Annotated in this window: 24 protein-coding genes; 14 read left to right on the top strand and 10 right to left on the bottom strand. The window is 37.7% G+C overall.

Going from position 1 to position 22800, the window contains the following annotated elements:
• The first annotated feature begins 3 nt into the window (after positions 1 to 3).
• Positions 4 to 2088, top strand: a complete 2085-nt coding sequence (locus tag AC0IWE_RS14660) for a glycoside hydrolase domain-containing protein (protein ID WP_471793635.1) — start codon at positions 4 to 6, stop codon at positions 2086 to 2088.
• A gap of 71 nt (positions 2089 to 2159) precedes the next feature.
• The gene (locus tag AC0IWE_RS14655) at positions 2160 to 2351 is read left to right on the top strand and encodes a hypothetical protein (protein WP_471793634.1); all 192 of its coding nucleotides are present in this window, start codon (positions 2160 to 2162) and stop codon (positions 2349 to 2351) included.
• Positions 2352 to 2558: 207 nt separating this feature from the next.
• Here the strand turns inward: AC0IWE_RS14655 and AC0IWE_RS14650 are convergent, their stop codons facing one another.
• Positions 2559 to 3134: a transposase gene (locus AC0IWE_RS14650; RefSeq protein ID WP_471793633.1), complete on the bottom strand. Its 576-nt coding sequence runs from the start codon at positions 3132 to 3134 to the stop codon at positions 2559 to 2561.
• A gap of 130 nt (positions 3135 to 3264) precedes the next feature.
• On the opposite strand from AC0IWE_RS14650, the gene AC0IWE_RS14645 reads away from it, so the two are divergent.
• Together AC0IWE_RS14645 and AC0IWE_RS14640 are read left to right on the top strand one after the other, a co-directional pair.
• Positions 3265 to 3723 carry an NUDIX hydrolase gene (locus AC0IWE_RS14645; protein ID WP_471793632.1) on the top strand — a complete coding sequence of 153 codons (459 nt, stop codon included), beginning with the start codon at positions 3265 to 3267 and terminating at the stop codon, positions 3721 to 3723.
• Positions 3724 to 3892: 169 nt separating this feature from the next.
• Complete coding sequence (locus AC0IWE_RS14640; protein WP_471793631.1) at positions 3893 to 4747, top strand: NAD(P)-dependent oxidoreductase; 855 nt, start codon at positions 3893 to 3895, stop codon at positions 4745 to 4747.
• 20 nt (positions 4748 to 4767) lie between these two features.
• Here AC0IWE_RS14640 and AC0IWE_RS14635 read toward each other — a convergent pair whose 3' ends face one another.
• The 4 genes from AC0IWE_RS14635 to AC0IWE_RS14620 form a co-directional block, all read right to left on the bottom strand.
• Positions 4768 to 5175 carry a DUF4143 domain-containing protein gene (locus AC0IWE_RS14635; RefSeq protein ID WP_471793630.1) on the bottom strand — a complete coding sequence of 136 codons (408 nt, stop codon included), beginning with the start codon at positions 5173 to 5175 and terminating at the stop codon, positions 4768 to 4770.
• A gap of 109 nt (positions 5176 to 5284) precedes the next feature.
• Complete coding sequence (locus tag AC0IWE_RS14630; RefSeq protein WP_471793629.1) at positions 5285 to 5683, bottom strand: DUF1634 domain-containing protein; 399 nt, start codon at positions 5681 to 5683, stop codon at positions 5285 to 5287.
• A gap of 9 nt (positions 5684 to 5692) precedes the next feature.
• Positions 5693 to 6526, bottom strand: coding sequence for a sulfite exporter TauE/SafE family protein (locus AC0IWE_RS14625; RefSeq protein ID WP_471793628.1), 834 nt, complete (start codon positions 6524 to 6526; stop codon positions 5693 to 5695).
• Between the two features lie 4 nt (positions 6527 to 6530).
• On the bottom strand, positions 6531 to 7181 hold the full coding sequence (locus AC0IWE_RS14620) for a FadR/GntR family transcriptional regulator (RefSeq protein WP_471793627.1): 651 nt from the start codon (positions 7179 to 7181) through the stop codon (positions 6531 to 6533).
• A 179-nt stretch (positions 7182 to 7360) separates the two neighbouring features.
• On the opposite strand from AC0IWE_RS14620, the gene AC0IWE_RS14615 reads away from it, so the two are divergent.
• From AC0IWE_RS14615 to AC0IWE_RS14595, 5 genes are all read left to right on the top strand, one after another.
• A complete protein-coding gene (locus tag AC0IWE_RS14615) occupies positions 7361 to 7759 on the top strand; it encodes a GlcG/HbpS family heme-binding protein (RefSeq protein ID WP_471793626.1) in 399 nt (132 codons plus the stop codon).
• Between the two features lie 290 nt (positions 7760 to 8049).
• Positions 8050 to 8313 (top strand): BlaI/MecI/CopY family transcriptional regulator, encoded by a 264-nt coding sequence (locus AC0IWE_RS14610; RefSeq protein WP_471793625.1) that lies wholly within the window; start codon positions 8050 to 8052, stop codon positions 8311 to 8313.
• Positions 8314 to 8461: 148 nt separating this feature from the next.
• Positions 8462 to 10081, top strand: a complete 1620-nt coding sequence (locus AC0IWE_RS14605; protein WP_471793624.1) for a M56 family metallopeptidase — start codon at positions 8462 to 8464, stop codon at positions 10079 to 10081.
• A complete protein-coding gene (locus tag AC0IWE_RS14600) occupies positions 10029 to 10364 on the top strand; it encodes a hypothetical protein (RefSeq protein ID WP_471793623.1) in 336 nt (111 codons plus the stop codon). Before AC0IWE_RS14605 ends, AC0IWE_RS14600 begins: the two co-directional genes overlap by 53 nt.
• Positions 10365 to 10395: 31 nt before the next feature.
• Complete coding sequence (locus tag AC0IWE_RS14595; protein WP_471793622.1) at positions 10396 to 12843, top strand: TonB-dependent receptor; 2448 nt, start codon at positions 10396 to 10398, stop codon at positions 12841 to 12843.
• A 175-nt stretch (positions 12844 to 13018) separates the two neighbouring features.
• Here AC0IWE_RS14595 and AC0IWE_RS14590 read toward each other — a convergent pair whose 3' ends face one another.
• The 3 genes from AC0IWE_RS14590 to AC0IWE_RS14580 form a co-directional block, all read right to left on the bottom strand.
• Positions 13019 to 13603 carry a nucleotidyl transferase AbiEii/AbiGii toxin family protein gene (locus AC0IWE_RS14590; RefSeq protein ID WP_471793621.1) on the bottom strand — a complete coding sequence of 195 codons (585 nt, stop codon included), beginning with the start codon at positions 13601 to 13603 and terminating at the stop codon, positions 13019 to 13021.
• A gap of 58 nt (positions 13604 to 13661) precedes the next feature.
• Complete coding sequence (locus AC0IWE_RS14585; protein WP_471793620.1) at positions 13662 to 14156, bottom strand: helix-turn-helix transcriptional regulator; 495 nt, start codon at positions 14154 to 14156, stop codon at positions 13662 to 13664.
• 141 nt (positions 14157 to 14297) lie between these two features.
• The gene (locus AC0IWE_RS14580; protein ID WP_471793619.1) at positions 14298 to 14981 is read right to left on the bottom strand and encodes an arylesterase; all 684 of its coding nucleotides are present in this window, start codon (positions 14979 to 14981) and stop codon (positions 14298 to 14300) included.
• Between the two features lie 105 nt (positions 14982 to 15086).
• Between AC0IWE_RS14580 and AC0IWE_RS14575 the strand changes: the two genes are divergently transcribed.
• From AC0IWE_RS14575 to AC0IWE_RS14555, 5 genes are all read left to right on the top strand, one after another.
• Positions 15087 to 15776 (top strand): ABC transporter ATP-binding protein, encoded by a 690-nt coding sequence (locus AC0IWE_RS14575; protein WP_463492783.1) that lies wholly within the window; start codon positions 15087 to 15089, stop codon positions 15774 to 15776.
• Positions 15769 to 16983, top strand: coding sequence for an ABC transporter permease (locus tag AC0IWE_RS14570; protein ID WP_471793618.1), 1215 nt, complete (start codon positions 15769 to 15771; stop codon positions 16981 to 16983). The genes AC0IWE_RS14575 and AC0IWE_RS14570 overlap by 8 nt, the downstream gene beginning before the upstream one ends.
• 20 nt (positions 16984 to 17003) lie before the next feature.
• Positions 17004 to 18302, top strand: coding sequence for an ABC transporter permease (locus tag AC0IWE_RS14565; protein ID WP_471793617.1), 1299 nt, complete (start codon positions 17004 to 17006; stop codon positions 18300 to 18302).
• Positions 18303 to 18500: 198 nt separating this feature from the next.
• A complete protein-coding gene (locus AC0IWE_RS14560; protein WP_471793616.1) occupies positions 18501 to 18683 on the top strand; it encodes a hypothetical protein in 183 nt (60 codons plus the stop codon).
• Positions 18684 to 18799: 116 nt separating this feature from the next.
• Positions 18800 to 20089: a gluconate:H+ symporter gene (locus tag AC0IWE_RS14555; RefSeq protein ID WP_471793615.1), complete on the top strand. Its 1290-nt coding sequence runs from the start codon at positions 18800 to 18802 to the stop codon at positions 20087 to 20089.
• A 95-nt stretch (positions 20090 to 20184) separates the two neighbouring features.
• On the opposite strand, the gene AC0IWE_RS14550 is transcribed toward AC0IWE_RS14555, so the two are convergent.
• Positions 20185 to 20331, bottom strand: a complete 147-nt coding sequence (locus AC0IWE_RS14550; protein ID WP_157255455.1) for a hypothetical protein — start codon at positions 20329 to 20331, stop codon at positions 20185 to 20187.
• Between the two features lie 468 nt (positions 20332 to 20799).
• Positions 20800 to 22203 (bottom strand): discoidin domain-containing protein, encoded by a 1404-nt coding sequence (locus AC0IWE_RS14545; RefSeq protein ID WP_471793614.1) that lies wholly within the window; start codon positions 22201 to 22203, stop codon positions 20800 to 20802.
• Positions 22204 to 22800: the final 597 nt, after the last annotated feature.

The following is a 22800-nucleotide window of genomic DNA, read 5'->3' as shown; positions in this document are numbered from 1 at the left end:
ATAATGAAGTTTTATATTAAACTCCTGGCCTTTTTGCCGCTCATTTCATTAAACGTTTTAGCACAACACAAGTCTCAGCTATTCACAGTCGAAACTGCAAAACCTGTAGATCAGGTAAATGTTTTCCTGGGCTCCTCTGCAGATCACGGACAAATGTCGCCAGCCGCATCTGCACCGTTTAGTATGTTAAGCATCGGTCCGCAAACGTATCCTAAAACACATACAGGTTACGAATTCCTGGCCAAAAAATTTGAGGGTTTTACCCATAATCGTTTTGAGGGGGTAGGTTGCCAGGGTTCTGGTGGGGATATTTTCATTAAACCCTTTTTAGGCACCGATCCGGCGCAAACTGAGCTGATTAAAGTTTCAGAAAAAGCAAATCCTGGGTATTACGAAGTGGGCTTTGAAAATAAAATTAAAGCAAGTTTTACGGTGTTTGGTAAAGCAGGGAAACATGCTTATCAATTTCCGAAAGGGGCAAAAGGTTTTTATATTGATTTAAGTTACGCCTTTAACGGCGCTTTTGTGGCAGAATCTCACGTTATAAACGGCAACAGTGTAAGTGGATGGATTACTGCTAAAACCACTTGTGGGGTAGGTAAATACAAGCTGTTCTATTACATGGAAATCGGAAATAATGTTTCATGGAAAATAATTGATGATCATAAAATGATTGCCACTTTAAAAGAAGATGTAACTTCATCAGGTATCAATATCGCACTTTCATCGGTAAGTGTGGAATATGCAAAAGCCGCTATCAATAAAAACCCTTTTAACAAAGTTAAAGAACAAAGCAAGGCTGAATGGAATACGAATCTTTCCAAAATTGCAGTAAACGGCGATCTGGAAAGCGCAAAACTGTTCTATTCACTATTATACCGTACCATGCAATCGCCTTATGTAATTTCTGAAACTGATGGCACCTACCGCAATACAAAAGGTGAAATTCAAAAGGATAAAGAAATCCGTTACAATGGCTGGGCCATATGGGACAACTACCGCACCCAGTTACCTTTACTTTCTTTAATAGCACAAAACCGCTATTCAGGAATGGTGAATTCTATTGCTGATTTATATAACTCAGGAAAAAAAGATTATGCAGGGCAAAATGAGCCATCAAATACGGTCCGTTCTGAACATGCCATTGTGGTATTGCTCGATGCTTACCGAAAAGGTTATCCCGTAGATTTTAATAAAATTGCCGATTCATTGGTGAAAGAAGTTGATGGTTTAGATTATAAATCGCCAGATAAAGCACTTGAATCGAGTTATGATAATTGGGCATTATCTGAAATTTTCAAGATTTTAAATAACCAGGAAAAATCAACTTTTTACCTCAATAAGGCACTGGATTATAAAAAATATTGGAACAGGGATTTTAAAGATATGAGCAAAAATGATGTAGACAGGATGCAGGCCAGAGGATTGTACCAGGGCACGATCTGGCAATACCGGTGGTTTGTTCCATACGATTTCAAAGGATTGATAGCGCTTGATGGTGGAGAAGAATCTTACCTTGCTAAGCTTGACGAGTTTTTTGCCCGCGATTTATATAATCATGCCAACGAGCCTGATCTTCAGGTACCATTGATGTATAATGCCACCAAATTGGGCTATAAATCGCAATATTGGATGCACCAATTGGCTGCTGATACAGTAATTCAGAATTATTTTAACGATAACAGTAGGGGAATTGGCAGTTATATCGGCAAAATCTACCGAAATCAACCACATGCTTATCTCCGTACCATGGATGATGATGCAGGGGCAATGAGTGCATGGTATATATTTGCAGCAAGTGGCTTTTCTCCTGCCTGTGTAGGTTGGCCGGTATACTACTTAAATGTGCCTTTGTTTCCATCACTTAGCTATAACCTACCGAAAGGGAAAACTTTTACCATCGAAACAGAAAATTTTAACCTCAAAAATAAATACATCAAAGCTGTTTTTCTAAACGGGAAGCCCTTTAAAAGGAATTACATCACCCAAGATGAAATTAATGCTGGAGGGGTACTTAAAATTGTAGCTTCGGCGGTTCCGGTAAAGATTTCGGATACAGAAAACTGGATTTCCAGCCTCGAAAAATAATTTAAAAAAAATAACTTACCCCGCAAACTTATTTCAATAATTCCTGTTGTTCTAGTATAAATTTCAAGATCATGGCACCTTTAAAATTAAGCGAAGAACAGCATGCTACATTAAGCAACAAGAACACATTAGAACAAATTGACGATCAACCTTTAGAACTTCATCCAGAAGCCTATAAAGTAAAAGGCCCATCTCCGGATAAGATGAAAACAGTATCATCTTCATTAAGGAACTACGCCCACGGTTTGTACGGGTTGTTGTAAACGCCTCCAATAAAATCTCATCATACCAGATTATATAAAGCAGTTAAGTATAAAACTTAACTGCTTTTTTGTTTGTACAAAGAAGTCAAGTTTTTAAAACTTGACTTCTTTAATTATAAGCTTATTCAATTTGGAAACCACAATTATAAAAGTATTTGCTTTGAGTTTGATGTTGGTGTATAAAATTGTCTTTTCCACCGAAAAAGTCTAAGATTTCCTCTCTTTTTTTAATACAGTTTTTTTATCAGAGAGTATAGACAGATAAGATGACCATTTATAATTTTGAAATTGAGAACAGATGTTATGTTTTAATGCATTCGCATGAATATAAATAATTACCTGTTGCAAGTGTACTTCATCACTGATTCTCACTCTTCTGAAAGGATTTACAAATAAGGATCCTGATCTGTCGTTTTTCTTATTAAAAGCCATTGCATAGGCTATAAAAAAATCCTTCATTTGAAATTCAATAGCTTGACTATAATTAATTTCATCTGCAATGTATTTCTTCTGATGTGTTTTCAATGAATCCTTATTTAAAGATTTTAAATGAGATTTAAGGTAAATTCGATTTGTGCATTTTACCAAGAAATGTGAGTGATTATCCAACAGGATATAAGAATAGGTATTTAAATAACCGGCAGAATATTGCGCGAATTTTTTAAGAAAGTATGATTTATTTTCTTCGTCTTTAAATAATATTGAGCCACTAATAGATTTGCAGATGATATGCATAAATTCATCCTCGGTAAAATCTTCAATAAATTTTTCATTAATAGGCATAATTGAATTTATAAAAATATACCGATGAAGTCAAATCTACCAAACAATTAACTTTACTGGTGGTTAATCAAAAAAGAAGTCAAGTTTTTAAAACTTGACTTCTTGGATCATAAAGCCCTATCTTGTTGCTATGAAACAAAGCGCAGGTATTTTACTCTTCCGAAAGAAAGATCAGCATCTCGAATTTTTTCTTGTACATCCCGGCGGTCCTTTCTTTGTTAAGAAAGATTTAGGATTTTGGACAATACCCAAAGGGGAATTAAATGCAAATGAAGAGCCATTAAATGCCGCCATCAGAGAGTTTGCCGAAGAAACAGGCAAAACATTATCAGGTGATTTTATAGCGTTAAGTGCAATTGTGCAAAAAGGAGGTAAAAAGGTTTTATGCTGGGCCATTGAAGGGGAATTGGATCCTTCTAGCATTGTGAGCAATACTTTTGAAATCGAATGGCCTCCACGATCAGGGAAAAAGCAAAATTTTGCTGAAGTGGATAAGGCTGGGTGGTTTAATTATAACGATGCCGTTAAACACATTAATGAAAAACAGATTGCTTTACTCGATGAACTTACATTGAAACTAAGTAGCTAATCCAAAATGAGAAATTTCCTTTCCTGCACCATTGATAATCATCAAAATATGTTGTAGACTGGAAATATTTTATATCATAAACAAAAAATTATTAATGATGTAATTTTTACGCTTAGTAAATAATTTAAGCTTTTTCTTTGGCACATTTGTTTATCATAAAAACGAAGAAATGAATACACAAAAAATAGGTTGGATTGGGCTAGGTAATATGGGGATCCCAATGGCAGAACAATTAATAAAAGCTGATTACGCCGTTACGGTTTATAACAGGAGCAAGGATAAAGAAGCTGTTTTGAAAGAAATGGGTGCTTCAATTGCTGAAACGCCAAAAGATTTGATTGCAGCTAGCGATGTGGTAATTGTTATGGTTACCGATGATGTGGCAATAGAACAGATTTTTAAAGGAGATGATGGACTTTTTAGCGCAGAAAATGCTGGCAAAATCATCATTAATATGAGTACAGTTTCTCCTTCAATTTCAAAAGAAATGGCTGCGTTATGCCAAGATAAAGGAAGTATATATTTAGATGCGCCAGTTTCTGGAAGTGTAAAACAGGCAGAAACAGGTCAGTTGGTAATTATGGTAGGAGGCGATGAAACTGCTTTCAACGAGGTAAAACCAATTCTCGAAAAAATGGGTAAAATGGCAGTGCGCCTCGGCGAAGCAGGTGTTGGCAATGTGGCAAAACTCGCCATAAATTCATTATTGGCGTTATATACCCAGGGTTTGGCAGAAACTGTTGTGTTTGCCAATCAACAAGGCATTAAAACCGAAGATTTACTTAATTTGATCAACAACGGGGCTATTGCTAATGTATTCACCAAAATTAAAGGCGATGTAATTGTTGCTGATAACTATAAGCCCGCTTTTGCACTTAAACACATTGTAAAGGATTTAAATCTAGCTAAAGCCATCGGCCTTGATTTGCCTTTAGCGAAAACAGCACGGAATACCTTTGAGGCTGCAGCTGCAAATTATGGAGAAGAAGATTTGATTGCAGTAATTAAGCAGCTTAAAGCATAATTGTAATAATTTGTTAATTGTTAATTATCAGTCTGTTCGGATAAAAATTCGAGCAGATTTTTTTGTATAATGCCTTCTTTATTTTGTCCTATCATTATATCATTTAATGTAATAACATATTTTGGATAGTTATCCTCTATTTTTAAAAGGTTTCCAAATTCACGGTTAGCAGTGATTTCGCTCTGTATAGTTAGGCAAACTTGTATATACGTTTTATTGCCATTTTTATCGGCTACAAAATCAATTTCATTTTCGCCCAGTTTACCAACAAAAACGTTAAAATTTTGCTGTTTTAAATGTAGATAAACTGCGTTTTCCATTAATTTATGTAGATCAGCAACTTGGTTAAAACCTATAATTGCGTTTCTAAGGCCTAAATCCTCAAAATAATATTTTTCTCCTATTTCGAATATTTTTAGCCCACCCACTTCAGAGCGCTGAACCTTACGTAATTAATAAAAGTTTCATGTATATCGTAAACTTATAAGTAAATCATAAAAAGTTTCATGTATATCGTATAAAAAACGTTTAAGAAAGTTAGATTTTTAGTCCGCCAAAAGTACTGCCTAAAATAATTGCGAGGACAATTAATGTAATTATAACATACATTTTATCCTTCTCAATTACGAAGGCAAATAGCGAAAATACAATTCGCATTATGGGCGTAATGATTAAGAGTAACACTCCAAACTGGATAATGGCCATGGGTTTTAATGTGAAAATTCCCATAAAAATCCCTCTAAAGGTAATATAACTGTTTTCTTCGCCTTTAAAGACATGATAATCCGGCCTGGCCGCTGTTCCATATTGGATGAGAAAGAGTATGCCGCCTGCTAACACCACTATACTGGCTGTAATTACACCAAACCGTAATAATTTTCCAACAATTTTTTCTACGTCGCGATCTTGTATAAGATGTGTGGAGATATTTTTCATAATCTTTTATTAAAATTTATGTTGATAGCCATTGTAGATCATTTCGAAGGCAACAAATGTAATGGCGATACAAAAGATAATTCTCAATGTTGATGGATTGATGCTTGTTAATAATTTTGCTCCGGTAAAAGCTCCGCCCAATACACCAAGTACAACCGGAAATGCAATTCCAGGATCCATGTATCCACGTTGCAAATAAACTACAGCACTGGCTGCTGCGGTAACACCAATCATAAAATTACTGGTGGTAGTACTCACTTTAAAAGGAATTTTCATTGCTGTATCCATTGCCAGTACTTTTAGTGCACCAGAGCCGATACCCAATAAGCCCGACATTAGACCGGCTACCGTCATGATGGAAAAACCTGCACCAACGTTTTTTAATTTATAATCTACCGTTCCTGTTGGGGTAGGATAGCTGCTGTTAAGCTTGAGTATTGCAGAAAGTTTACTGCCCTCAGTTAAGGCCACCTGGTTTTTTTTCCTTAAAGTCATTGCTGCCGAAAAAAGCAATACACTCCCGAAAAGAATCGCAATGGTATTTGTTGGAGTATAAACTGCAATTAAAGCACCAATTACTGCACCAACTGTTGTGGCGATTTCTAAAAACATACCCAAACGGATATTGGTAATTCCCTCTTTAATGTACGCGCTTGCAGCACCTGATGAATTGGCGATGGAAGCCAGTAAAGCGGCACCGATTGCGTAGCGGATATCGACGTGAAAAACAAGGGTAAGTAAGGGGATTACAACTACGCCTCCGCCAAGACCGGTTAATGATCCAACGAGCCCTGTGAGATAAGCACCGAGGATGAGGATCAGGGTAAAAGTTAAAATTGACATGATATTAATGATTATTGTTCAAAATTGTTGTAATTGTCGCACTTGCGGTTTCGGTATCGCTTTGCTGTATTGCGTTAAAAAGCGCCTGGTGCAAGTGATGGCTCATTGCAAAATGGCTAATCCCTGAAGGAGCTCTTTTGGCAAAGAAATCGCGGATAATGATTGTGAAGCTTTCATAAAGGTCGGCCAGAACGCGGTTCCCTGAGGCGCGGGCAATGGCGAGGTGAAATTCGATATCGGCATTGGTACATTCAGCTCTTAATTCATGCTCAATTGCTTTTTTTCTATTTTCAAGTGCATCATGAATTATTTGAAGATCTGAATCTGTGCGGTTTTGGGTAGCTAAACGTACAATTTCCTGTTCGAGAAGGGCCCTTACCTGATTAATCTCTTCGAAATTCGAACTCCGCAGGCGTTGTTCAATCGGTTCGGTAGGCACGGCATTAACTTTTGTTCCAAAACCTTGCTGAACGGTGAGGATTCCAGATAGGGTAAGCGATTTAATTGCCTCTCTAACTGTAGAACGACCTACATTATAAATTTCCATTAATGCAGGCTCTGATGGGATTTTTTCACCAACTTTAAATTTTCCGTCTTTAATATCACTCCGGATTTTAGCGGATACCTGCTCAAATAGTCTGATTTCCTGTTTCATAATTTTCAATTAATAATACAAACATACGATGTTTATTTTAAACATCAGATGTTTTGTGTCTTCATATTTTCATTTTTCGCTGACGGTTCAATATTTTTATTTATTGGAGTGTGCTTATTTATTGATTTTTAAAACTTTACCTGTTAGCATATGTTATTTCCTTCTAACTCAAAATAAATATGAACATCACATTAGAACAGGCTGAACAGGTAATTGCTGCGGCTAAGGCTAAAGCCATTGAAATTAATACTAAAATGAATGTTGCAGTAGTAGATACAGGCAGTAACCTGCTTGCTTTTGCGCGTATGGATGGTGCCTGGCTAGGCTCGGCTGATATTGCACAAAAGAAAGCCAAAACAGCCAATTGGTTTTTGATGGATACAAAAGCCTTAACACCACTTGTTCAACCCGGAGAACCATTATTTAATATTGAGCACTCAAACGGTGGGTTAATTACCTTTCCGGGTGGTGTGGTAATTAAAAATGAGGCAGGTGAGATTATTGGTGCAATTGGTGTTTCGGGCAGCACTGTTGATGATGATCATGCCGTGGCTACTGCCGGGGCAGACGCTTTATAGTAAATTTTGTTCTTCTATGCTGTTTATCTGGTTTATCCTAAGGGGAAACTTGATAAACAGCATCTTATAGTTTCCTTCCGCTTAACCAATCTGGTAAATCAACCTGTTTTAAGTAAAATTTATTTACATCTTCCTTCGTAAAGTTGATTTTTAAACACCTATAAAATTAAAATTCGATTTTTTATTTTCAGTAATGCCTGTTTATATAGCGTATAAGGCCAATTATTTGAAAAAAATAAAATAATTAACCTAATATTTGTAACGTACGATATTTATCGTACCTTTAAATTATGAAAAGTAATCAAGCTGGAAATAATCTGCCCGAACCTACTAAAGCCGAATTGGAAATTCTTCAGGTATTGTGGGAGTTCGGACCATCTACAGTTCGGTTTGTAAACGATAAATTGAACATTCAAAAAGAGGTAAACTATACTTCAACTTTAAAGCAGATGCAAATTCTGACCGAAAAAGGGATCTTAAAACGTGATGAAAGCCAAATGAAACACATTTATATTCCGGTTGAGGCAGAAGAAAAACAAAAGTTCAACTGTTAGATCGTTTCGTTAATACTTTGTACAAAGGTTCAGCTTCGCAGTTGATGATGCAGTTATTGGGTAATGAAAAAACATCTAAACAAGAAATTGAAGAGATAAAGCGGCTATTGGATAGCATGGATTAACAGAATCTAAAAGAACCACAATCATGGATTTTAAATTAATTAAGCTTTTACCCGAAAATTGGCTGCATGCCTTAGGGACTACCTTGTTCCACTCATTATGGCTTGGTGTAATCCTGTCTCTTATTGCAGGCCTGGTGATGTTTACAACCCGCAAAGCAAGTGCTACCCTGAGGTACAACCTGCTAACCATTTGTTTGGGGCTTTTTGTTTTGTCCATCGGCATTACCTTTTTTAACGAGCTTCAAAAACCCAGTGCTTACGAGAACCAAATTATTCATCAAAGCGGAATTAATGTGCCAACTGCGCTGGCAGATCAACAAACAGTAGCGGCATTACAACATAACATGTATTCCGGAATAAACAGAATCCTTTCGGCCTGGAATGCCTATTCTTATCAGATTGTATTGATTTGGTTTTTAATTATTTGTGGCAAAAGTATCCAGTTAATGGTAGGTTTAAATGGTGTATATCATTTACGCAGGCATAAAACTTATGCTGCGGGAATAAAATGGGATGAAAAATTAACTGAACTTACCGCAAAGATGGGTTTAACCCAACCTGTTAAGATAATGCAATCGGGCATTGCGCATGCACCCATGGTGGTAGGGCACTTAAAACCGCTCATACTGATTCCGCTAGGTTTGCTAAATGGGCTTTCCAATGCCGAAGTTGAGGCTATTCTTGCGCATGAACTTGCGCATATCAAGCGTAAAGATTATTTGGTTAACCTGTTGCAAAGCTTTATTGAAATTGTTTTCTTCTTTAACCCAGCGGTACTTTGGGTATCACAATTAATAAAAACAGAACGCGAAAATTGCTGTGATGATTTGGCCATCGCATGCGTGGATGATCGCAAAAACTATGTTCAAGCCCTTATAGTCTGTCAGGAATTTAAGCAGCGTGCACCTGCTTATGCCATGGCGATTACAGGTAAGAACGGTAGCCTGCTGCATAGAGCCAGCAGGATGTTATTTAACACCAATTCAACTTTAAACAAAATGGAAAAAACAATATTAACCATCGCCCTGGTATCGGTAGTGGTTTGTACTGCCGCTTTTAAAAGTGTAGGCAATGCAAAAACAACTACCAAAAAAGAAGTGTCCAGTTTAATGCAGATTAAACAGGATAGCACCAGAAAAACTAAATCGACACAAAGCAAACCGACTGATCAACTGGAGAAGGAAATCAATGTGAAAATGGAACGACAACTTAAACAGTTGGATGAAAAGCGTAAAAAAGCCGAAACAGATGAAGATGTAAAAGCCAGAGCTGAAGATTTAAAAGCAAGGCAGCAAGATGCAGATCATGCTAAGGAGGATGCCAGAGCAAGAATAGAGGACGCTAAGGCAAGAATTGAAGACGAGATGTTAAGAAAAGTTGACGAAAAATGGGCTAAAGAAGATGCCAAATGGGCTAAAGAAGATGCTAAGTGGGCAAAAGAAGATGCTAAATGGGCTCAGGATGATAAGCTTGGTGATGGTCCTCGTTCACCAAGGGCACCCCGCCCGCCGCGCCCGCCAGAGAGCACCACGAACGCCGAGATCGTCTATCGCCGTTCCTGCAATGCCTGCCGTGCCAGCAGCTCCTGCATTGCCACCAAATCAGGTAAATCCACCAACTCCGCCTACGCCGCCATTAAATAATGGTAAAACGGTTACCAAAACGGGTACTCAGCGCACGGTTACTTCCAAAAGCGTTACCAATGGTGACGGACATGATTATACCAACCAAATCAATCAACAATTGATGAAAGACGGAATCATCAGCAGTACCAATAAATTATCGTACAAGCTTAATAAGGATGAACTGATTGTAAATGGCGAAAAACAAAGTGCCGACGTTCAGAAAAAGTACAAGCAAAAGTTTTTAAAAAACGATAACCATTCGCTGATGTATAATTTTCTGATCGAAAACAACAAGAACTAATTTTCTAAAAGCGCTAATCCAATAACACATCATGAAATTTAAGCTCGTGGCTTTTTTAGCCTCATGGATAAATATTGCCCTTACTTTTGCCCAAGCTCAACCCCAACAAAGCCGAATTTATGGTCGTGTATTGGATGCCGATGAAAAAAAAATAGAATTTGCCACTATTGCCCTGATTAAAGATTCGCTGCTGCTAAAAACTACTTTTACAGAAAAGGACGGCCTGTTTAGTTTTGATAAGCTCGCTTATGGCAAGTACATCATCAAAGTATCGGTTGTGGGTTCGCCCATTTATCAAACCGATACTTTGGTTTTAACACCTGATCATACCGTTATTAATTTAACCGAAATTAAGATCAAAACGGGAGCAACTAATTTAAAGGAAATCAACGTTTCGGGCCAGAAAGCATTTGTAGAGCGTAAAATAGACCGTACAGTGGTTAATGTTGATGCTTTAATTTCCAATGCTGGTACAACTGCACTGGATGTATTAAGTAAATCGCCCGGAGTAAATGTAGATCAAAATGGTGCAATCTCGCTCAAGGGAAAAGGTGGTGTAGCTGTATTTATTGATGATAAACCGACCTATTTATCGGGGGGCGACCTCGAAAATTACCTGCGTTCGTTGCCGTCTTCTTCACTTGATCAGATTGAACTGATGACCAACCCGCCTGCCAAGTATGATGCTGCAGGAAATGGAGGGGTTATTAATATAAAAACTAAAAAAACCAAAACCGCTGGTTTTAATGGAGGGATTAATCTGAGTTTGAACCAGGGAGAATTAAGCCGATCGAACAATAGTTTTAATTTTAATTACCGAAAGGATAAAATTAATGTTTTCGGAAACCTAAGTTACAACCTGAACAATAGTTTTACAGATCTTGACCTTAACAGGAAATACAAAAATGATGATGGTAGTGCCAAATCCTACTTCAATCAAAATTCATATTTCCGTAGGCATGGCAACACATTTAATTTAAAAACCGGTTTAGATTATTATGCATCTGATAAAACCACCTGGGGTATTGTGCTTACCGGAATGAACCGGATTTCTAAGCAGGTTAATAACAATACCAGTAATTTATCCAATGCTTCTGTTCAGTTGGATTCTGTTATAAGGGCTGAAAATATCGATCAGATTAAATACAAAAATGCAGGGGTAAATTTAAATTACCGGCATAAATTTAACCAGGCTGGCCGGGAGATTACTTTTGATGCCGATTACCTTTTGTACCGTAATCAAACTGATCAAACCTATTATAATTTCAGTTATCTGCCTGCTGGAACTTTAAAGTATCAGGATATTTTAACAGGTAATTTGCCTGCTGATATTGATATTTATACGGCTAAAATGGATTATTCCCATCCACTCGAAAACAAATGGAAGATTGATGCAGGTGTTAAAACTGCTTACACCAAAACAGATAATATTGCCGACTATTTTAATACTGCCAATAATAAAACCAATGCCGATTACGAAAAGAGCAACCACTTTTTATATGAAGAAAATATTAATGCGGTTTATTTAAATATGAGTCGTGAAGGAAAGCGTTTTTCCTTACAGGCAGGATTGCGCTATGAAAATACAGTGTCAAATGGTCATCAGCTTGGCAATCTGATTAAACCTGATTCGAGTTTTAAGCGAACTTACAACAGTTTGTTTCCAACACTTTATTTTTCTTACAAATTAGATACTGCCGGCAACAACCAACTAGGTTTAAATTACGGCAGGCGGATCGATCGTCCTTATTACCAGGATTTGAATCCATTTTTCTCTCCGCTGGATAAATTTACCTACTATGTAGGAAATCCTTTCCTAAAGCCATCATTTACACAAAGCATCGAACTTTCGCATACTTTTAAAAACAAAATTACCACCACATTTGGGTACAGTTGGGTTAGGGATGAAGTAAATGAAACCATCGAAATAGTGGAGGGTACGTATTACAGCCGACCTGCAAATGTGGGCAAAACAACAGTGGCTAATGTTTCGGTTGATGCTGAAATAGACCTGGCCAAGTGGGTTAAGCTGAATGCTTACCTGGAGGTTGCGAAAATGGTTTCTAAAACCGATTTCTATACGGGGTTTTTGGTTACCAATGGAAGTTATTTCAGGGCAAATCCTACGTTGCAGTTTAAAATAAGTAACACATGGAATGCTGAGATGAGCATGCGTTATCAAAGTAAATTTTCTAATGTTCAGTTTTTCCTGGGTTCTGTGCATGAATTTGGAGCGGCTGTGCAGAAAAAGCTTTCCCCAAAAAGCACACTCAAGTTAACAGCAAGCGATATATTTAGAAACCGTATTTACAGAGGCGTAATTAATAACCTTGCAGCCACAGAGGCCAATTGGGTAAACAAACAAGATTCTCGTGCGGTGGTGCTGAGTTACAGTTACCGTTTTGGAAAGGCATTTTCGTTGCCAGCCAAGCATGAATCTTCTAGTGCAGATGCAGAGAAAAATAGGGTAAAGAATTAGGGTTTATTTTCAGGATGCGAAGCTTATTTGACTTCGGTTTACCTCAATTGTAAGCGTGGCAGAGTTCGAATGATGTTCAGTTAACTCAGTTAACAATGATGGAACATAAAAAAGTTTATGAGGAAAAATATGAGCAATTTCACCCTATTTCAATTAAATAATATGATTTATTATTCTAATTCTCTAAAAGAGTTATCAAATCATACTTGATCAGTTCCCAGTGTTTTCCCCTCAGGCAGATTGGATCGGGTTCATGATCGGCAGGCCCAAAATCGATCATGTTTCTTGTAATAAGTAAAGGATCGTGGTTGTAAGGGTATCGTTTTTGATGAAGTGTCAACATTTGTTGTAATGAGAAAGATTCCATTAGTTCATGAATATCCCAAAAATCTTTTTTCCTACCGCCCCTCTGAATCACATCTACTTTCATAGCCAAAATTTCCGCTATTGTGGCCATTCGAATACCATCAACAATAAGCGGCTCAAATATAAAGTTATCAGTATAGTAAAAGTCGAGTTTAACAAGCGTACTTTCATCTTTTCCTACCCTGTATGATTTTCCCATTGCTACTGGCATATTAGATACACCAAAAATAAAATCAAAGTGATTAGTTAGAAAAGAATCAATTTCTTTAAAGTTTACTGATCCGTAAGTTGCATCTGTAAATAAATCGATGTCTATTGAAATGCGGTTACCCAATTGTAAACTCAATGCTGTGCCGCCAACTAATCTGAACCGATTAAATAATGGCTCATGCATTAGAAGTTGCAGGCAATCCTTTAATCGATTATTTACAGTATGCCAATGAATCATTAAACTAAATTATGTTAATTCCATTTAAGCTTTTCGGACGACTATTTGATGGTGTAGAAAGTAATTTTTCCACCGTATCTTTTCCATAAAAACTCAAAATCTCTTGTTTTTCATTTTCATTGCCATATTCAAATATTCGGCTTACAATAGATTTTTTATGAAGATTCCAATCAATATTTTCAATTTTGGTATCCCAAAACAACGTTGGGCTAAAAACAGAGAGATTAGGTGTTAATTTTTGCTTTTCCTTTTCTTTTTTGATATCATAAAAGGCCTGAAGTGTCATTAAAAAACCTTCTTCCAAATCAAGTGCATTTTCAATCCGCAATGAAAGATTGGTGTTCATATCTCTGTTTCCTTTGGTAATTGCCCCAATGGTTTGTGGATGCTCTGCTAAGGAAAGAGCGAAACTCCGTTTAGAAAGCTTTTTTTTCTTAAGCTCATGCTCCAGAAAAAAGCCTGGATGGAGTCCTTTTAATATTGATAGCTTTTTGAACATAATACAAATGTAAACAATATTGTTTACATTTTGGGTGCTCACTAGTACATGATTATATTTAGGAGTTGTGTTAACTGATTTTTAATATTCTTTCTGTTTGTATTTATTATCGGCAATCTTTTTATTTGAAATTGATGGGTTTTACAATAAATCCTTTAGCACTACCCAAACATTTTCTGCAAGAATTTTATCTCCTTCAGCGGTAGGGTGAATACCATCAGCCTGGTTTAATTTAGGAATACCGCCAACCTTATCTAATAAAAATGGAATTAAAGCCATTTGATTCTTCTTGGCTAAATCAGGAAAGATGTTTTTAAAGTCGGATGCATATTTTGCGCCCATATTTGGTGGTACCTGCATACCAGCCAACACCATTTTAGCATCCGGATATTTAGCTTTAACCCGATCAATAATTGCCTGTAGGTTTTTTATGGTTTGCGCAACCGGTAAACCCCGCAAGCCATCATTTGCTCCTAGTTCGAGCACAAAAATATCCACGCGTTGTTTAAGCAACCAATCGATTCTGCCTTTGCCACCGGCAGATGTTTCGCCACTTAAACCACCATTAATTACCTTATAGGGCATTTTTAAGGAGTCGATTCTATTTTGAATCAATGCCGGGTAAGCTTCCGTAGGGTCGAGTCCGTATCCTGCAGTTAAACTGGTGCCAAAAAAAAGAATGTTTTTCTTTTTCTGCGCTACAGTTGCTGCTTTTTGGTCAGCCGAATCTAAAGTTTTATTGGTATTGCTTTTACTTTGTTGATTTCCACAGCTTAGCAGCGCAAAACACAAAACAAATAGGCCTATTAATCGTTTTCGTAACATATCTAATAAATCTAAATCTAATTTTCGTTTAAACCAATATCTTAACAGGCATCAAGCCGTTATGTTTGGTAAATGTAGATACACAAACCCTAAAAATATCAGCTATTGGAAAGCATATTGAATATCCGAAATGTAAGCAAAATTTACCAAAGCGCCGGACGAGAACTTACCGTTCTGGATAACATTAATTTTTCTATCGCTGCTGGTTCAACAGTGGCCATTACCGGACCTTCCGGAAGCGGAAAAACAACTCTACTGGGTTTATGCGCAGGTTTAGACCGTGCGAGCAATGGAACCGTTGAATTGAATGGTATTGCGTTGGAGAAATTAAATGAAGATGAGCGTGCTGCGGTTAGAAACCAGTATGTAGGCTTCATCTTTCAAAATTTTCAGCTTTTGCCTACCTTAACTGCACTCGAAAATGTAATGGTTCCTTTAGAATTAAGGGGCGCAAAAAATATCCGGGCGCATGCTTTAGATCTGCTTGATAAAGTGGGGCTGGCTAACCGGGCGCACCATTATCCGGTTCAATTATCTGGCGGAGAACAACAAAGGGTTTCATTGGCCCGTGCATTTTCCAATCAGCCTGCCATTCTTTTTGCTGATGAACCTACCGGGAACTTAGATGCAGAAACAAGTGAGAAAGTAATTAAACTGCTTTTCGACCTGAATAAAGATGCCGGAACCACATTGGTAATTGTAACACACGATTTAGAACTGGCAGCAAAAACAGCAAGAAGCATTAAAATTAAAGGTGGCGTAATCATTTCAGACGAAAATCCTACTTATGCCTAATACCCTTCCAAAGCAAAGCGTTAAACTTTCGTGGCTGTTTAAAATGGCCTGGCGCGATAGCCGGAAAAACCGTGCGCGTTTACTTCTTTTTATATCATCAATTGTGTTGGGTATTGCGGCGCTTGTGGCTGTATACTCATTTAAAGATAACCTGCAAAAAGATATTGATGGGCAGGCAAAAGAGCTTACCGGTGCCGATCTGGTTTTGGATAGTCGTAAAGGTGTAAGCAAAGCGATGCAAAAAATGCTCGATACGCTTGGCGATGAAAGGTCGCAGGAGAAAACATTTGCCTCGATGATTTACTTTCAGAAGGGTGGGGGCAGCCGCTTGGTACAAATGAAAGCACTTGAAGGTAATTATCCCTATTACGGTATAATAGAAACCATCCCGCTTGCTGCTGCAAAAAACTTTCAATCGGGAAGAAATGCACTGGTAGATCAAACACTGATGTTGCAGTTTAAGGCCAAGGTTGGCGATTCGGTAAAAATCGGCGATTTAAACTTTAATATACTTGGTACCTTAACAAAGGCTCCAGGCCAAACAGGAATTGGTTCGAGTATTGCGCCAACGGTTTACATTCCGCTGCAAACGCTTGATAAAACAAATCTGATCAAAACCGGAAGCCGGATCAACAATAAATTTTACTTTAAATATAACGATCCGTCTGGTATTGATGAATGGGTTAAAAAACAAGATGCAAAACTGGAAAAAGAAGGTTTTGATGCCGACACGGTAGAATCGAGAAAGGAACAAACCGGAAGATCTTTTAAAGATGTAAACCGTTTTCTGGCCCTATCTGGATTTATTGCTCTATTATTAGGTTGTGTGGGTGTAGGCAGTGCCATACATGTATACATTCAGGAAAAATTGAGTGCCATTGCTACTTTAAGGTGTTTGGGCTTAAAATCACGGCATGCTTTTATAATTTATCTCATTCAGGTTTTTTTTATAGGTTTAATTGCTTCGGTTTTAGGCGCAATTTTAGGTACGGGTATCCAGTTTCTGCTTCCATTGGTTTTAAAAGATTTTTTGCCAGTAGAAATTACCATGCAAGTGTCGTGGTTTGCTGTTGCGCAAGGAATTTTGCTTGGCCTCATCATTTCAATTCTTTTTGCCCTTCCATCATTATTGTCTGTGAGGCGTATCTCACCTTTAAACGCCATCAGGTTATCTTTCGAAAAAACGGGGGGAAAAGAGACCCTTTAACCTGGCTGGTATACCTGCTTATGGCCGCCTTTATTACAGGTTTTACGCATTTGCAAATGAAAACATGGGTGCAAACCCTGGCATTTACCTTAAGTATAGCCATTGCTTTTCTGCTATTGATCATACTATCTAAATTATTGATGTATATGGTGCGCAAACTGTTGCCAAATTCATCGAGCTACTTATGGCGACAGGGCTTTGCCAATCTTTACAGGCCCAATAACCAAACATTAATGTTAACCGTTTCCATAGGTTTATCAACCGCATTTATCTGTACATTATTCTTCGTGCAAGGTATATTAATGAGCCGGGTAACACTTTCATCGGGTGCCAATCAGCCAAATATGGTGATGTTCGATATTCAGAATACGCAAAAAGAAGGATTAGATAGTTTAACGAAAGCTTTTAAATTGCCATTGATGAACCAGGTTCCGGTGATAACGATGCGCATTGAAGAAATTAATGGAAAAAAAGCCAATGCCGACACCAATAACAGGAGGGCTTATCGCAACGAGATCAGGGCTACTTATCAGGATACTTTAACGGCAGCTGAGAAAATCACTTCAGGTAAATGGATTGGAAAAATTAAACCCAATGAAACCGTTTATATATCACTGGATCAGCGTTATGCACAATCGATTAATGTTGAACTGAACGACAAAATACTTTTTAATGTGCAGGGCATGATGATTCCGACGGTTGTAGGAAGTTTGCGTGAGGTAAACTGGAGCAGGATGCAAACCAATTTTAGGGTGGTTTTTCCGGCCGGGGTGTTAGAAGAAGCACCACAGTTTCATGTATTGATGACAAGGGTACCATCAGGTGAAGTTTCTGCCCGATTCCAGGGAGAAGTGGTGCAAAAATTTCCTAATGTATCGGTAATCGATTTAGATCTGGTTTTAAAGCTGCTTGATGAGTTGTTAAGTAAAATTGGTTTTGTAATTCAATTTATGGCCGGTTTTAGCATGGTTACCGGATGGATTGTTTTAATATCGTCGGTACTTACCAGTAAAAACCAAAGGATAAAAGAAAGTATTTTATTGCGTACGATGGGAGCGAGTAGAAAGCAGATTTTAGCCATAAATGCCATCGAATATTTATTTTTAGGTGCTTTTGCTGCAGCTACAGGATTAATTTTAGCCATTGGGGGTAGTTGGGCTTTGGCTAAATTTGCCTTCGATGCGGCATTTATACCACCACTGCTGCCAACTGTATTGTTATTTGGCTCGATTGTATTACTGGTGGTTATTACAGGAGTGCTGAGCACAAGAAGTATCCTTAATCAGCCGCCTTTAAAAATTTTAAGGACGGAGAGTTAGGTGTGCATACAGTCCGGCTAACAGTTATTTAATGCTGGATAATGTGTTTTTCTGGCCGCATGTGCGAAGTTAGACCCTTTTATGATTTTAACCAGCCAAGAGATTTCAAAGCAAATTAAAATCTGATTGCTTTTAAATTTAAAACATTGCTCAACACAATTGGTGGAGATTTTATTAATAATCGATACTTTTACTTTTATGATCAGATTAAATAGCGATACACCCAGCGATATTCTTCAAGATGTAAAAATCGGCGATATGGTAACCGATACCTTTAGCAAAACAGGTTTGGTAGAAACCATAGAAATCAGCGATGATGGTTTGTATCGGATTTACGAGTTTAATCTCGTTACGGGCAGAACCATTATTATTAAGAAATAAATTAAACCTAAATTGAATGAGAAATTAGCCACAGTTAATTAGAAAAGTACAGGTATGAAATAACCTGTTCCATCAAGTGCACCTGTGGCAAAGTACATTGCCTAAACCCTAACCAAATGTCATTATTCATATTACTCTTCGGAATTTTGTTGCTTTTCGTGCTGATTCTTAAAAAGATCAACCCGATGATTGCATTAATTGCAGTGGCCATTATTACCGGTTTGTTATTGGGTATGCCAGCCACAAAGGTAATGAGTGCCATCAGTAATGGTATAGGTAGTACACTTGGGAGTATGGTTATGGTATTGGCACTCGGCGCCATGATGGGTAAATTGATTGAGGATAGCGGCTCGGCGAAGAAGATTGTTTTCATTCTCATTGGAGCTTTTGGTAAAAAGAACATCCAATGGGCCGTATTGTTAACAGGCCTTTTAGTTGGGATTCCACTATTTTACAATGCAGGTTTTGTAGTGCTCATCCCTTTGGTATTTGCGATTTCTGCTGCTACTGGTCTTTCTAAATTATATATTGGCATTCCAATGGCCACCGCACTTTCGGTAACTCACGGCTTTTTACCCCCTCATCCGGGACCGGTTGCTTTGGCAGGAATTTTTCATGCAGATATTGGTAAAACATTAATTTATGGGTTAATATTAAGTGTACCAATAGCAATTATTGCCGGAATTTACTTTCCAAGAATGATTATTAAACGTGATCAAACCGCCAATATTCAAGATTTTAACATCAGTGAAGAAGAAAATCTCCCTTCTGCCGCAAGAAGTTTTGTTACAGCCTTATTACCAGTATTTCTAATCATTGCCGGAACTATAGGAAGCAGTATCAAGTTCGCTTATATTGGTAAACCACTGTTTGTATTTCTGGCAGATCCTACCGCGGCACTATTAATTTCGGTTATCATTGCTTTGGCCGTTCAAAAAACCAGCATCGCCAAGGCTATGGAATCTTGTGCGGAAGGCGTTAAGAGCATTGCCATGATTATTCTGATTATTGCTGCGGGTGGAGCTTTTAAGCAAATTTTAATTGATAGTGGAATGGGCGAAACCGTTAAACAACTTACAGGAGGTTTAAATTTATCGCCACTGCTGCTCGCCTGGTTAATTACTGCTTCGTTACGGGTAACTTTAGGTTCGGCAACGGTTGCAGCATTAACCGCATCGGGTATGGTACTCCCGTTAATCGGACCCGGAGCACCACCAGAATTGATGGTATTATCCGTTGGTGCCGGAAGTTTGATGTTTTCACACGTAAATGATACCGGTTTCTGGATGTTTAAAGAATATTTTAATATCAGTCTTAAAGAAACTTTTACCACATGGACGGTTATGGAAAGCCTGGTTTCCATTTTGGGCCTTGTTGGGGTATTGGTGTTAAACCAGTTTGTATAAAATTTTCTGGCGATTGATGCTAATTTTTGGGCAAAATAGCACTGCTATCCGAAGTGAATCAAGCCAATTACATCCAGAAGAAATAACTGAAATAACTATTCTAAACTTTTGGATTTTGGCAATGATGAAAATGTTTTAACCTCTTTGTGCTCTTTAGGGGAGAGCTGGTAAAACAGCAGCCAATACGTTATGGCCATAATCAATATACCTAAGAGCGCACTGATTATATCTTTCGTTTTCATGCGGTGGATGTAACAAAAAAGATGCCGATTGGAACGTCTCGATCAATAATTTTTACAATCTGCCCATTTAATATTGATTTTTAACTTTTTATAATCAGTACTGTACCGCTACATTATAATTGTAGTGTACAGCTGAATAATTTTATAGACGAAATACTTTACACATAAAATCTTTCTGAAACAGGACGGAAAATAATTCCTATTTGCATCTTAATATACTGCATGCCTTAACCATAACTTAGAGCGCTTGCTTGTCGATTTGAACAAAATTCTCCTTCTATTTTAAAAACGTGGCTACAGCAAAATAGATGTAGAAATTTGATGCATGCAACTGGATCAAATTTTTGGAAAAAAATGCCTGGTTTTAGTATATTAAGCTGATTTATAGCAAACTACAAAGCTTCGAAGAGGACGATTGAAACAATGACCGGAAATTGCTCAACTCTTAAATTTCCGATCATCAATATTTTACTGCAATAACCTCCATTCGCTAAACTGAAGATCTACACTGCCATTGTTAGACGTAATAAAAAGCTTATAATATTTATAGGCCGTTGTGTTGATGATCACTATTTTTTTAGTCTGTTTTCTAAGATCAAAAGTTTGGTTGCTGCGGATATCCAGTTGCGTAAAGTTTACATTATCATTGGAGCCCATCAGTTTCCAAGCCTTCGGATCGCGATCAGGGGCATCATTGCCTGCGGTAATGGTGTATCCTTTAACAACCTGACTTGATGGGAAGCTAAACTGTGCCCAAAAAGATGTTGGGTAACTGCCCAAAAAGAATTTGGTATTATAATAACTATCCGCAAGTTTTGATGAGCCCTCTGCAGCTGATGTGCCACCCGAATTTTCGTTACTTACGCTCAAGGTAGCCTGGCTGGTAATATCTTTAAGGTAGCTTACATTTGGGAAAGCAGTTTTTGCTGTGCTCAGTTGAGCCGTCCAATCATTGCCTTGTTCATCCAGGCTGCCGAAAGCACTTAAAGCAAGCGGCTTAAGGTCAATACCAGTTGCACCACTCCAAAAATGGATAAATTCACCATAATTCATTGATCTGGAGAAACGCATAATATTGGACTGGCCATTATTTACAGTTTCTTTTGGGAAGTATTGTGCCAATAAGCTAAAATACTTGTTTAAAGAACTTGCATCGCCCTGCTGACTGTAAATTGGGAAGAACCAATCTTTAAACCAGTAAGTTTGTGCGCGTGGATAGTTTTCGGCACCATTGGCTACAAGATTATACCAACGCTGAACATCAGCGGGGCGGTTGAGGCCTTTATAAACATCATAAATGTATATTTCCATCCATTTGCTATCGTGCCAGATGCCAAATGCAGGCGAATTCAGCACATTTCGTGATGCGCCTTCAACAATATGCCCAACTTCATGTGTAGTAAGGTCTAGATCGTTGCCTGTGCCCGATAGCCATGCACTTGTACTTGATGAGCCTACGTCAATTACGTTTCTATAATCGTGGCTTGCATCCATATAGGTGCTGGGATGCCCACCACTATATTTCCCGGTATGGAATATTGCCCATAAACGTGAGTCGGAACCAAAAGAACCATATTTGTTTTTGGTGTAGTTCCAAACCTGCGCCAGGTAAGTATTAGGCCAGGTAACCGTATTGCTCACCTCATTATCATGGTATACCACAATACTCGTATCGTGATAGAAACGCTGTAAAACTTGTACATGATCGAACCAATGTTCCTGCCAGGTAAGGGGTGGTTCTGCCAGTAAAGCATTATTTTTTAGTGAAACTGGGCTTTTAGAAAGCTGCTGAACATCTTCCAATGCTTTCTTTTTACAAGCGAAGGCAAGAAAGATCAGCATGCCCGGGATGAGGATTAATCTGTTTTTCATAATGGTTTTTTATATTTAGGTTGAGTTGATTGCTCAAATAATATCCGGCCATCTCCCGTTTCATCTTTTCTGCCGTTACACTAAAAAGCTACTAGTATGTTTATTTAAAACGTTTTAGTAACTGGTTTAAAAATTAATCCACTGCAACGGTGGACATATAAATTAAGTTAGTGTTTTAAAACAAAGAATACAAATTTGTAATTTAAAAATTACGTAAATGTATTTCTAACGGTTGTTACAGATTAGGCTTCACCAGAGGAAAAAGCGATCATGTAACATTATTAATAGTTAGTCTACCGATTTTGTAGATTAAATATTTATCAATATGTTTGCGCTGATCATGAATGCAACAATAAGCCCTAAAGTGTCTTCTATCCCTGATATAGTTTATAAAGATGTTGTTTTAAACATTTATATCTATGGCAAAATATGGTGTTGTTGATTTTTGATTTCTCTTGAAAACCATAGTCTGATGCTTATTTTCCATTAAACTGACCCCCAATCCCTTAAATATGTGTTGAAAACCTTATATAAAAAAACCGGCAAGGAAGCCTCGCCGGTTTTCATGGAATATCAGTTCTGTAACGCCAATCACGC

It is taken from the genome of Pedobacter sp. AC402 (assembly GCF_979252805.1).
This window is presented reverse-complemented; position numbering and strand designations above follow the sequence as displayed.